Source organism: Actinomycetota bacterium (assembly GCA_036280995.1).
Taxonomy (GTDB): domain Bacteria; phylum Actinomycetota; class CALGFH01; order CALGFH01; family CALGFH01; genus CALGFH01.
Window position 1 is genome coordinate 1 of record DASUPQ010000917.1, and the last position, 11,533, is coordinate 11,533.

Below are 11,533 nucleotides of genomic sequence, written 5' to 3' on the forward strand. Positions count from 1 at the left end.
AGCCGCCGGCGGCGCACAACCGGCCCTGGGTGTCGGCCAGCATCAGCCCGATCCCGTCGACGCCGAGCAGCCGCACGCCCGCGTCCACCAGCACCTGCACCGTCCCGCCGAGGTCGGCGGCCACGTCCAGGTCCTCGAGGGCCGGCTCCGGCCGGCGCAGCAGCCAGCGCAGGGTCGCCAGCCCGCCGTCGTGATCGAGGACCGGCTCCACGGTGGCGGCGACCGTGAGCACCTCGCCGCCGCGCCGCCGGAGCCGCAGCGGCCAGTCGGCCACCCGGCCCTGGTCCCCCTGGCCCAGCCGGTTGACCATCGACCGGAACCCGCAGCGGTCGCCGCCGTCGACGTAGGCGGCCAGCGGCTTGCCGGCCAGGAACCCCTTGCCGACCCCGAGCAGCGCCGCCGCCGTCCGGTTGGCCTCGCGGATCCTGCCCATCGGGTCGGTGACCAGGTAGGCCACGGGCGCCGACTCGAACAGCTCCTGGTAGCGCTGGCGCTCGGCCTCCAGCGCCTGGCGGGTGCTGGCCAGCTCGTCGTGCCGGGAGCGGAGCTCCTCGCCGGCGACCGACAGCTCCTCCAGGGCCAGGTCCAGCTCGGCCAGGGCCTCGGGCAGCAGCCCATGGCCCGGCCGTGGGTTGGCAACCGATCGCCGCCGCAGCTCGGCGATCCGGTCACGGAGGCTGCGCAGCTCTCGGGAGAACGGGTCGTCCAGGTCCATCCGGCCCTCCGTTCCCGGTCAGTGTGTACCCTGCGAGGGCCCGCGTCACGACCTGTCCTGGCGATCGGCTAGGGTTTCTGGCCATGCCCGACGCCCTCTCCCTCGACCAGGCCCGGCGGGTCGCCCTCGCCGCCCAGGGGCTGGCCGCCCCGGCCCGGGCCCGCCCGGCCGGACCGGCCACCCTGCGCGCCATCCTGGAACGGCTCGGCGCCATCCAGATCGACTCCATCAACGTGGTCGCCCGCAGCCACGAGCTGGTCCTGGCCGCCCGGGCCGGCGCCCACGACCGGGCCGCCTTCGACCGGGTCGTCTACCGGCGCCGGGCCGGCTTCGAGTACTGGGGCCACGCGGCCTCGTTCCTGCCCATGGCCAGCTTCCGGCTGTGCCTGCCCCGGATGCGCCGGTTGGCCGCCTCCACCCGGGGGTGGTGGGCCGACATCCGCCGGCGCCACCAGCATCTCTACGGCCCGGTGCTGGACCGGATCCGGGACGAGGGGCCGCTGGCCGCCTCCGCCTTCCGCGACCCCGACGGGCCGACCCGGGGGAGCTGGTGGGACTGGGCGCCGGCCAAGCACGTGCTCGAGGACCTGTTCGACCAGGGGACGGTGCTGGTCCACGACCGGGTCAACTTCGAGCGCCGCTACGACCTGGCCGAGCGGGTCCTGCCGCCCGGGACCGACACCTCCGAGCCGACCGCGGCCGAGGCCGCCCGTGAGCTGACCCTGCTGGCCGCCCGCGCCCTCGGGGTCGGGACCGCCGCCGACCTGGCCGACTACTACCGCCTGCCGCCCGCCGAGGCCAGGGCCGCCCTGGCCGAGACGGTCGCCGCCGGGCTGCTCCAGGAGGTGGCCGTCGAGGGCTGGGCCAAGCCGGCCTACCTGCTCCCCGGGACGCCGGTGCCGCGCCGGGTGGCCCATCCGCCGGTGTTGCTCAGCCCGTTCGACTCGCTGATCTGGTCGCGGCAGCGCACCGAGCGGCTGTTCGGCTTCCGCTACAAGCTGGAGGTGTACGTGCCCGCGGGAAAGCGGGTCCACGGCTACTACACCATGCCGGTGCTGGCCGGGGGCCGGCTGGTCGCCCGGGTCGACCCCAAGCACGACCGCCAGGCCGGCGTCCTGCTGCTGCGCAACCTGCACCTGGAGCCGGGCCCCGACCCGGCCGAGGCCGTGGCCGCCACCGCGGCCGCCGCCTCCCGGCTGGCCGCCCACCTGGGCGCCGCCGGGGTGGTGGCCGGCGACGCCATGCCCGCCACCCTGGCCAGGCGGCTGCGCGCTACCCTTCCGGGGTGAGGCGTCGAACCGCCAAAGGGGGCGAGCGGATGATCCCGCAGCGCAAGGGCCTGGCCTCCCGGCAGGCCCACGTCGACCTGCCGGACGGCACCGTCGAGGAGGAGCACGGCCGCCAGGCGTTCACCGGACGGGCCTCGCACCTGTACCGGACCGCGCCGCCGACCGCCTGGGTGAAGGTCGAGGGGCCGCTGCGCCCGTGGGCGTTCGACTGGAACCGGCTCGCCCCGCCCGACCAGACCGACCCCGAGGGCGACCCGCTGGTGGTGCTGTCCAACCGCGACCTGACCGTGCTGGTGTCGCGCCGGTCGGCGCCGATGCCGTACTTCGTCCGCGACGCCGACGGCGACGTCGTCTACTTCGTCCACCGGGGCGAGGGGACGCTGGAGACCGACTACGGCCCGCTCCGCTTCCGGCCCGGCGACTACCTGGTCGTGCCCAAGGGCACCACCCACCGGGTCGTCCCGGCCACCACCGACAACTTCCTGCTGGTGATCGAAGGGGACGAGTTCGTCCTGCCCGACAAGGGGCTGCTCGGCCACCACGCCCTGTTCGACCCCGGGGTGCTGGAGACGCCCGAGCCCGAGCCCCACGACGAGAAGGGCAGCTTCCGGGTGCGGGTGCGGCGCCGGGGCGAGGTCACCACCTTCACCTTCCCGCACCATCCGCTGAACGTGGTCGGCTGGCAGGGCGACCTGGCCCCGTTCCGGCTCAACGTGGCCGACTTCCGGCCGGTGGTCAGCCCCCGCTACCACCTGCCGCCGAGCGTCCACACCACCTTCCGGTGCCGCGGCTTCGACATCGCCACCTTCGCCCCGCGGCCGTTCGAGACCGACCCGGGGGCGCTGCGGGTGCCCTTCTACCACTCCAACATCGACAACGACGAGCTGCTCTTCTACCACGACGGCGACTTCTTCAGCCGCAAGGGGATCGACCGGGGCATGGCCACCCTGCACCCGGCCGGCGTCCACCACGGCCCCCAGCCGGGGGCGGCCGAGGGCGCGGCCGCCAAGGAGATGACCGACGAGGTCGCGGTCATGATCGAGTGCCTGGAGCCGCTGGTGGTCAGCCCCGAGGCCGAGAAGGCCTCGATCGACGCCTACGCCACCTCCTGGGCCCGCGGGCTGGGGCTGCTGGAGGAGTGATCCAGGTCGGGCGGGGCATGGGGCTGGGCCGGGTGCTGGGGATCCCGCTGCGCCTGGACCTGTCGTGGTTCGCCGGGCTGGCCGTGGTCGTGCTCCTGAGCCGGGAGCTGTGGGGGCCGGAGCTGGCCGGGCCGGCCGCGGTGCTGTGGTCGGGCGGGTTCGCGGTCGCCTTCTTCGCCTGCGTGCTCGTCCACGAGCTGGCCCACGCCGTGGCCGCCAGGGTCATCGGGGTGCCGGTGGCCGAGATCCGGCTGTTCGCGTTCGGCGGGGTGGCCCGGATCACCGGGGAGCCGGCCGACGCCGCCGGCGAGGCCCTGGTGGCCATGGCCGGGCCGCTGGCCTCGGTGACCCTGGCCGGACTGTTCGCGCTGGCCGGCGGGAACGTCGCCGGGCCCGCGGGCGACCTGCTGGCCTGGCTGTTCGTGGGCAACCTGGTGGTGGCCGCCTTCAACCTCCTGCCCGGGTTCCCCCTCGACGGCGGGCGGGTGGCCAGGGCGCTGGTGTGGCGCGTCACCGGCCGCCGCCTGCTCGCGACCAGGGTGACCGCCGTGGGCGGCCGGGCCCTGGCCGCCGTCCTCGTCGGTGGCGGGGCGGTCGCCGCCCTGTGGCAGCGGACCCCCCGCTGGCTGCCCCAGGTCGTCCTCGGCCTGTTCCTGTGGCGGGCCGCCGCCGACGGCGAACGCTCGGCGGCTCGCTCGGAGCTGCTCGCCGGGCGGGCCGAGCGCGGGTAGCCTTCTGGCATGCTCGTCACCGCCCGCCTGCGGCCGCCCGACCGTCGCGTCGAGGTGGCCGACGTGCGCCGCGTCAGCGACCTGCTGGCCCGCCTGGAGGTGCTCCCCGGGGCGGTCCTGGTGATCCGCGACGGCGCCCTGCTGACCAGCCAGGACGAGCTCCACGACGGCGACCAGGTCGAGGTCCGGTTCGCCATCAGCGGAGGGGTCTAGCCATGGCCATGCGCTGCAAGCGCTGCCGCGGCGCCGCCGTGATGGAGGTGCGCCGCCACAACGCCGCCTTCTGCCGCGACTGCTTCCTCCACTACGTCGGCCAGCAGGTGACCAGGGCCATCGCCAAGTACCGGATGCTCGGCCACACCGACCGGGTGCTGGTCGCGGTCTCCGGCGGCAAGGACTCCCTGGCCCTCTGGGACCTGCTGCTGGAGCTCGGCTACCAGGTCGACGGCCTCTACCTCAGCCTCGGCATCGGCGCCTACTCCGAGCGCTCCAAGGACGTGTGCCAGGAGTTCGCGGCCGCCCGCGGGGCCCGGCTGCTGGTCCACGACCTGGCCGGCGAGCACGGCTACACGATCCCCGAGGCGGCCGGCAAGGGCGGCCGCTCCTCCTGCGGGGTGTGCGGGCTGTCCAAGCGGTATGTGTTCAACCGGGCCGCCCTCGACGGCGGCTACGACGTGGTCTGCACCGGCCACAACCTCGACGACGAGGCGGCGGTGCTGTTCGGCAACACCCTGCGCTGGGACGTGCCGGCGATGGCGCGCCAGTTCCCGGTCCTGGAGGCGACCCGGCCCGGCCTGGTCAAGAAGGTCAAGCCGCTGTACCGGGTGGCCGAGCGCGAGACGGCCGCCTACTGCGTGCTCAAGGGCATCGACTACGTGGTCGAGGAGTGCCCGCTGGTCGCCGGCAACACCCAGATGCGCCACAAGGAGACCCTCAACCAGATGGAGGAGGCGGCCCCCGGGACCAAGCACAGCTTCCTGTTCGGCTACCTGGACCGGGCCGCCGGTCTGCTCAAGGTGGCCGACGTGGCCGACCTCACCGAGTGCGCCCGCTGCGGCATGGTCACCCAGGCCCCCGACGACCCGGCCTCCGAGGCTGTCTGCGCCTTCTGCCGCTCCAAGTCCCGGCTGGTCACGTCCCTGCCGGTGGTGTCTGCTTGAGGCCGCTCGAGGCGGGGGAGCGGGTGCTGCTCCAGGACGTCAAGGGGCGCCGCTACCTGATCACCCTGGAGCAGGGGGCGACCTTCCACACCCACAAGGGCCGCCTGGCCCACGACGAGCTGATCGGGTCGGCCGAGGGCGCCGTGGCCCGCACCGACCTCGGCCAGAAGCTGCTGGTGCTGCGGCCCACCCTGGCCGACTGGGTGGTCAAGATGCCCCGCGGGGCCCAGGTCATCTACCCCAAGATGCTGGCCCTGATGGTGATGGCGGCCGACGTCCAGCCGGGCATGACCGTGGTCGAGGCCGGCACCGGCTCCGGGGCGCTGTCGATCGCCCTGCTCCAGGCGCTCGCCCCCGGCGGGCGGCTGCACTCCTTCGAGCGCCGCCCCGACTTCGCCGACCAGGCCCGGCGCAACCTCGAGCGCTGGTTCGGCAAGCCCCCCGACGGCTTCGAGCTGCACCAGGGCGACGTCGTCGAGGGCATCGCCGGGGTCGGCCCCGTCGACCGGGTCCTGCTCGACCTGCTGGAGCCGTGGCTGGTCGTGCCCGGCGCGGCCGGCGCCCTGCACCCGGGCGGGGTGCTGGTCTGCTTCGTGGCCACCGTGCCCCAGGTGATGCGCCTGACCGAGGCGTGCGAGTCCTCGGGCAGCTTCGGCCTGGTCGAGACCTCGGAGGCCATCTTCCGCCCCTGGCACGTCGACGGCCTGGCCGTCCGGCCCGAGCACCGCATGGTCGGCCACACCGGCTTCCTGGTCTCGGCCCGCCGGGTCGACGGCCCCTGGCCGTCCCCCGGCCGCCTCCCCTGACCGGTTTGCGCCCGGGCGTCAGGGGGCAGGCAGCGCCGCGGAGGTGATGCCCACGTGGCGACCGACGACAAGCTTCGCAACCAGGGCGAGGAGCTGAAGGGCAAGGCCAAGGAGTCCCTCGGCCGCGCCACCGACGACGAGGAGCTGGAGGCGGCCGGCCGGACCGACCAGGCCAAGGCCAACCTCAAGCAGACCGGCGAGAAGGTGAAGGACGCCATCAAGGACGCCTGAGCCGCTGCCGACCATCCACCGGGCCGCCGCCTCCGGGCGCGGCCCGGTCGTCGTATCCGGGGGAGGGCCGGTAGCATGGCCGCTGCGGACCACTCCCAGATTTCGTCACAAGCGCGCTATTCGAAGAGCCGATAGGGTTTAAGCAAGTCTACCTAGCCATCCATCGGTAGCCTCCACCACCGCCGAAGGGGGGACTCACGTGAAGGACGCCGACCGCTCCCGGCAGTCTCGGTCCCGTCGCGACCCCGACCCCATGCCAGAGGAGGCGCCTGAGCCCAGCGAGCTGCAACGCCAGATCCAGTTCCTCGAGGAGGAGACGGCCTTGCTCCGCCGCCGCCTGCAGGACTCGCCCCGGCAGGTCCGGGTGCTCGAGGAACGCCTCCTCGAGACCAAGGGCCAGCTGGCCCAGGCCCTGTCCCAGAACGAACGCCTGGCCGCCACCCTGCGCGAGGCGCGGGAGCAGATCATCGCCCTCAAGGAGGAGGTCGAGAAGCTCACCGCCCCGCCCTCGGGCTTCGGGTCGTTCGTCAGCGTCAACGAGGACGGCACCATCAACATCACCTCGGGCGGCCGCAAGCTGCGGGTCAACGTCCACCCCGACATCGACCCCAAGTCGCTCCAGCACGGCCAGGAGCTGATGCTCAACGAGGCCCTGAACGTGGTCGAGGCCTGCGCCTTCGAGGTCCAGGGCGAGGTCGTGCAGCTCAAGGAGATGCTCGGGGTCGACCGGGCCCTGGTCATCGGCAACGCCGACGAGGAGCGGGTGGTGCAGATCGGCGAGCCGCTGCGCAACCGCACCCTGCGGGCCGGCGACTCCCTGCTGCTGGACGTCCGCTCCGGGTTCGTGCTCGAGCACCTGCCCAAGCCGGAGGTCGAGGAGCTCATCCTGGAGGAGGTGCCCGACATCTCCTACCAGGACATCGGCGGCCTGGCCGACCAGATCGAGCAGATCCGCGACGCCGTCGAGCTGCCGTTCCTGCACGCCGACCTGTTCGCCGAGCACCAGCTCAAGCCGCCCAAGGGCATCCTGCTCTACGGGCCCCCGGGCTGCGGCAAGACCCTGATCGCCAAGGCGGTGGCCAACTCGCTGGCCAAGAAGGTGGCCGAGGTGACCGGCCAGCCCTCGGGGCGCAGCTACTTCCTCAACATCAAGGGCCCCGAGCTGCTCAACAAGTACGTGGGGGAGACCGAACGCCAGATCCGGCTGATCTTCCAGCGGGCCAAGGAGAAGTCCAACGAGGGCGTGCCGGTGATCGTGTTCTTCGACGAGATGGACTCGATCTTCCGCACCCGCGGGTCGGGGGTGTCCTCGGACGTCGAGAACACCATCGTGCCCCAGCTGCTGAGCGAGATCGACGGGGTCGAGCAGCTCAAGAACGTGATCGTGATCGGCGCCTCCAACCGCGAGGACATGATCGACCCGGCGATCCTGCGGCCCGGCCGGCTCGACGTGAAGATCAAGATCGAGCGGCCCGACGCCAACGCGGCCAAGGACATCTTCTCCAAGTACCTGCTGGCCTCCCTGCCCCTGGCCGCCGACGTGGTCGAGGTGGCCGGCGGCGACCGCGAGGCCGCCCTGGCCCGGATGATCGACGAGGGCGTCAAGCGGATGTACTCCGACGCCGACGAGAACCGCTTCCTGGAGGTCACCTACGCCAACGGCGACAAGGAGGTCCTGTACTTCAAGGACTTCAACTCCGGGGCGATGATCGAGAACATCGTCAACCGGGCCAAGAAGATGGCCATCAAGCGGTTCCTGGAGACCGGCGAGAAGGGCATCAAGGCGGCCGACCTGTTCGGTGCCGTGACCGACGAGTTCAAGGAGAACGAGGACCTGCCCAACACCACCAACCCCGACGACTGGGCGCGCATCTCGGGCAAGAAGGGCGAGCGCATCGTGTACGTGCGGACCCTGATCGAGGGCGGCAACTCCAAGGACCTCGGGCGCACCATCGAGCAGGTCAACGCCGGGCAGTACCTCTAGGCTTCGGCCCAGGGGCTGCCGGGGAGGGGAACCAGGGATGGCCATCACCAAGGTCATGGGCATCGAGACCGAGTACGGCATCACCGTGCCCGGCGCGCCCGACTCCAACCCGGTGCTGGCCTCCAGCCTCCTGGTCAACGCCTTCTCGGGCCGGGGCCGCAAGGTCCGCTGGGACTACGAGGAGGAGTCGCCGCTGCGCGACGCCCGCGGGTTCGAGGCGGCCCGCGAGCCCGAGACCCCGGCCGAGGACGACCTGGGCCTGGCCAACGTCATCCTGACCAACGGGGCCCGCTACTACGTCGACCACGCCCACCCGGAGTACTCCTCGCCCGAGTGCCTGGACCCCCGCACCCTGGTCACCTACGACAAGGCGGGGGAGCGGATCCTGGCCGAGTCGGCCCGGCGGGCGGCCGAGCTGGCCCCGGGCGGCCGCCGCATCCAGGTCTACAAGAACAACACCGACGGCAAGGGCACCTCCTACGGCACCCACGAGAACTTCCTGGTCGACCGGGCGACCCCGTTCGCCCGGATCGTCCGCGACCTGACCCCGTTCCTGGTCAGCCGGCAGGTCTTCGCCGGCGCGGGCAGCCTGGTCCGCGACCACCACGACGGCTCGGTCGCCTTCCAGATCGCCCAGCGGTCCCAGTTCTTCGAGGTCGAGGTCGGCCTGGAGACGACCCTCAAGCGCCCGATCGTCAACACCCGCGACGAGCCCCACGCCGACCCCGAGCGCTATCGCCGCCTGCACGTGATCATCGGCGACGCCAACATGAACGAGGTGGCCACCTTCCTCAAGACGGGGTCGCTGGCCATCGTCCTCAGCATGATCGAGGACGGCGTCATCCCCGGCGACGAGTGGCAGCTGGCCAACCCGGTCCAGGCCCTGCGGGCCATCGCCAAGGACCCGACCCTGCGCACCGTCGTGGAACGCAAGGACGGCCGCCGCCTGACCGCCTGCGAGCTCCAGTGGCACTACCTGGACGCGGCCAAGACCTACCTCAAGGACCGCGAGACCAGCCACTGGCAGATCGAGGTCCTGGAGCGCTGGGAGGCGGTCCTGGCCCTGCTCGAGGACGACCCCCTGAAGGCGTCCCGGACCGTCGACTGGGCGACCAAGTACCAGCTCATGCAGCAGATGGCCGACCGCCACGACCTGGAGTGGGAGGACGCCAAGCTGGCCGTGGTCGACATCCAGTACCACGACGTCCGCATGGACAAGGGCCTCTACTACCGGCTGGCCGCCGCCGGACGGGTCGAGCGCCTGGTCGCCGAGCAGGAGATCACCACCGCCGTGGCCGAGCCCCCCGCCGACACCCGGGCGTTCTTCCGCGGCCGCTGCCTGGCCCGCTACGCCCCCCAGATCGCCGCCGCCGGCTGGGACGCGATCATCTTCGACATCGGCCGCGAGACCCTCCAGCGGGTCCCCATGCTCGAGCCGACCCGGGGCACCGCCGCCCACACCGCAGCCGTCCTCGACGCCAGCCCGACCGCCGAGGACCTGATCCGCAACCTCCAAGCCTGAGCCCCGTCCACAGATGCGCCGTGGCTGCGACGCCCGTGGCCAGGGCATGGAACAATCGCCTCAACGCTCGTCCAGGGAGGCACGATGGCCAGAGACAGCGGCGGCGCCGAGCAGAAGCGGCGCACGCCCGGCAAGCAGGACGCCGAGCAGGAAGCGGCCCAGGCGTCCCCCGACATCCAGGAGAAGGGCGAGGAGCTCAAGGAGGAGCTCGACGCGCTCCTGGACGAGATCGACGACGTGCTCGAGGAGAACGCCGAAGAGTTCGTGAAGCAGTATGTCCAGAAGGGCGGAGAGTGAGGAACCCGTTCGAGGGGCCGAAGTTGTTCAGCCCGTCGTTCGTTGATGCGTTGCGGGCGTATGCGCCGGAGCTGCTGGAGCTGAAGGCCGCCGGGGGGTCGGTGCCGGAGGTGCCGCATGGGACCACGGTGGCGGCGCTGACGTTCGCCGACGGGGTGGCCATGGGCGGGGACCGGCGGGCGACCGAGGGGATGACCATCGCCCAGCGGGACATCGAGAAGGTGTTCCCGGCCGACGACTTCTCGGCGGTGGCGATCGCCGGGGCGGCCGGGCCGGCGATCGAGATGGTGCGGTTGTTCCAGACCGAGCTGGAGCACTACGAGAAGATCGAGGGCTTCCCGCTGTCGCTGGAGGGCAAGGCGAACAAGCTCGGCCAGATGGTCAGGGGCAACCTCCCCCTGGCCATGCAGGGCCTGGTCGTGCTGCCGCTGTTCTGCGGCTACGACACCCGTCGGGAGGCCGGCCGCATCTTCCGCTACGACGTCACCGGCGGCCGCTGGGAGGACGCCGACTACCACGCCACCGGCTCGGGCGGCAAGGACGCCCGCGGCAGCCTCAAGAAGCGCTGGCGGGCCGGCATGGACGGCGACAGCGCCGTCGCCGTGCTGGTCGAGGCGCTGTACGACGCCGCCGACGAGGACGCCGCCACCGGCGGGCCCGACCTGGTCCGGGGGATCTTCCCGGTGGTGGCCACGGTCACCGCCGAGGGCTACCGGCGGGTTGCCGACGACGAGCTCCGCAAGGCGGCCGAGCGCCTGGTCGCCGCCCGCGCCCAAGGAGAGGGCTGACGGTGAGCGTTCCCTTCTACGTCCCGCCCGAGCAGCTCACCAAGGAGAAGGCCGAGTTCGCCCGCAAGGGCATCGGCCGGGGCCGGCCGCTGATCGTGCTCGAGTACGCCGGCGGGATCCTGTTCGTGGCCGAGAACCCCTCGACCCACCTGCACAAGGTGGCCGAGCTGTACGACCGGATCGCGTTCGCCGCCGTGGGGCGGTTCTCGGAGTTCGAGAACCTGCGCCAGGCCGGGGTGCGCCTGGCCGACATCCGCGGCTACGCCTACGGCCGCGAGGACGTCACCTCGCGCTCGATCGCCAACGCCTACTCCCAGACCCTCGGGCAGATCTTCGTCCAGGAGTTCAAGCCCTACGAGGTCGAGCTGTGCGTGGCCGAGGTCGGCGTCGACGGCGCCCCCAACGCGATGTACCACATCGTGTTCGACGGCAACGTGTTCGACCGCAAGGGCTTCCTGGCCATGGGCGGCCAGAGCGACGAGCTCAACAGCGAGCTGCAGCGCGGCTACGACGAGGACATGGAGCTGGACGGGGCCCTGCAGCTGGCCATGCGGGTCCTGCGCCAGGTCGCCCCGGCCGGCGAGACGGGCAACTCCCGCCTCGAGGTGGCCGTGCTGGAGCGCGACCGGCCCCGGCGCTCGTTCCGGCGCCTGACCCAGGAGGACGTCTCCTCCCGTGCCGGTGAACCGGCGTCGTGAGCCCGCCCCCGCCCGGCGGCCCGGGCTGGCCACCCCCCGCTCCGGACGCCGAGCGGCAGGACCGGCCGTCCTGGCTGCCGCAGCCGGCCCCGCCGCCTGACCCGCCGCCCGGGCGGAAGGTCCGCGGGCTGACGGCGGCGCTGATCCTGCTGCTGGTGGTCGCCCTGGCC

Annotated in this window: 13 protein-coding genes; 12 read left to right on the plus strand and 1 reads right to left on the minus strand. The window is 72.6% G+C overall.

Annotated features, from left to right (window positions below):
* The coding region (locus VF468_30565; GenBank protein HEX5882630.1) for a PAS domain-containing protein at positions 1-715 on the minus strand (715 nt) is incomplete at its 3' end.
* An 83-nt stretch (positions 716-798) separates the two neighbouring features.
* Here VF468_30565 and VF468_30570 point away from each other — a divergent pair.
* The 12 genes from VF468_30570 to prcA all read left to right on the plus strand — a co-directional run bounded on the left by VF468_30570 (position 799) and on the right by prcA (position 11,363).
* Positions 799-2,004: a crosslink repair DNA glycosylase YcaQ family protein gene (locus VF468_30570; protein HEX5882631.1), complete on the plus strand. Its 1,206-nt coding sequence runs from the start codon at positions 799-801 to the stop codon at positions 2,002-2,004.
* On the plus strand, positions 2,001-3,146 hold the full coding sequence (locus tag VF468_30575; protein ID HEX5882632.1) for a homogentisate 1,2-dioxygenase: 1,146 nt from the start codon (positions 2,001-2,003) through the stop codon (positions 3,144-3,146). Before VF468_30570 ends, VF468_30575 begins: the two co-directional genes overlap by 4 nt.
* The gene (locus VF468_30580; protein ID HEX5882633.1) at positions 3,143-3,877 is read left to right on the plus strand and encodes a M50 family metallopeptidase; all 735 of its coding nucleotides are present in this window, start codon (positions 3,143-3,145) and stop codon (positions 3,875-3,877) included. Before VF468_30575 ends, VF468_30580 begins: the two co-directional genes overlap by 4 nt.
* A 9-nt stretch (positions 3,878-3,886) precedes the next feature.
* Entirely contained in the window at positions 3,887-4,090 is a 204-nt protein-coding gene (locus VF468_30585; GenBank protein HEX5882634.1) for a MoaD/ThiS family protein, read from the plus strand.
* A 2-nt stretch (positions 4,091-4,092) separates the two neighbouring features.
* Positions 4,093-5,037, plus strand: a complete 945-nt coding sequence (locus VF468_30590) for an ATP-binding protein (protein HEX5882635.1) — start codon at positions 4,093-4,095, stop codon at positions 5,035-5,037.
* Positions 5,034-5,843 carry a tRNA (adenine-N1)-methyltransferase gene (locus tag VF468_30595; GenBank protein ID HEX5882636.1) on the plus strand — a complete coding sequence of 270 codons (810 nt, stop codon included), beginning with the start codon at positions 5,034-5,036 and terminating at the stop codon, positions 5,841-5,843. The genes VF468_30590 and VF468_30595 overlap by 4 nt, the downstream gene beginning before the upstream one ends.
* A gap of 54 nt (positions 5,844-5,897) precedes the next feature.
* The gene (locus VF468_30600; protein HEX5882637.1) at positions 5,898-6,074 is read left to right on the plus strand and encodes a CsbD family protein; all 177 of its coding nucleotides are present in this window, start codon (positions 5,898-5,900) and stop codon (positions 6,072-6,074) included.
* A gap of 253 nt (positions 6,075-6,327) precedes the next feature.
* On the plus strand, positions 6,328-8,058 hold the full coding sequence (gene arc / locus VF468_30605) for a proteasome ATPase (protein HEX5882638.1): 1,731 nt from the start codon (positions 6,328-6,330) through the stop codon (positions 8,056-8,058).
* 37 nt (positions 8,059-8,095) lie between these two features.
* Positions 8,096-9,580, plus strand: coding sequence for a depupylase/deamidase Dop (gene dop / locus VF468_30610; GenBank protein HEX5882639.1), 1,485 nt, complete (start codon positions 8,096-8,098; stop codon positions 9,578-9,580).
* An 84-nt stretch (positions 9,581-9,664) separates the two neighbouring features.
* Complete coding sequence (locus VF468_30615; protein ID HEX5882640.1) at positions 9,665-9,877, plus strand: ubiquitin-like protein Pup; 213 nt, start codon at positions 9,665-9,667, stop codon at positions 9,875-9,877.
* The gene (prcB, locus tag VF468_30620) at positions 9,874-10,665 is read left to right on the plus strand and encodes a proteasome subunit beta (GenBank protein HEX5882641.1); all 792 of its coding nucleotides are present in this window, start codon (positions 9,874-9,876) and stop codon (positions 10,663-10,665) included. Before VF468_30615 ends, prcB begins: the two co-directional genes overlap by 4 nt.
* Before the next feature lie 2 nt (positions 10,666-10,667).
* Complete coding sequence (gene prcA / locus VF468_30625; GenBank protein ID HEX5882642.1) at positions 10,668-11,363, plus strand: proteasome subunit alpha; 696 nt, start codon at positions 10,668-10,670, stop codon at positions 11,361-11,363.
* The last annotated feature ends 170 nt before the right edge of the window (positions 11,364-11,533 follow it).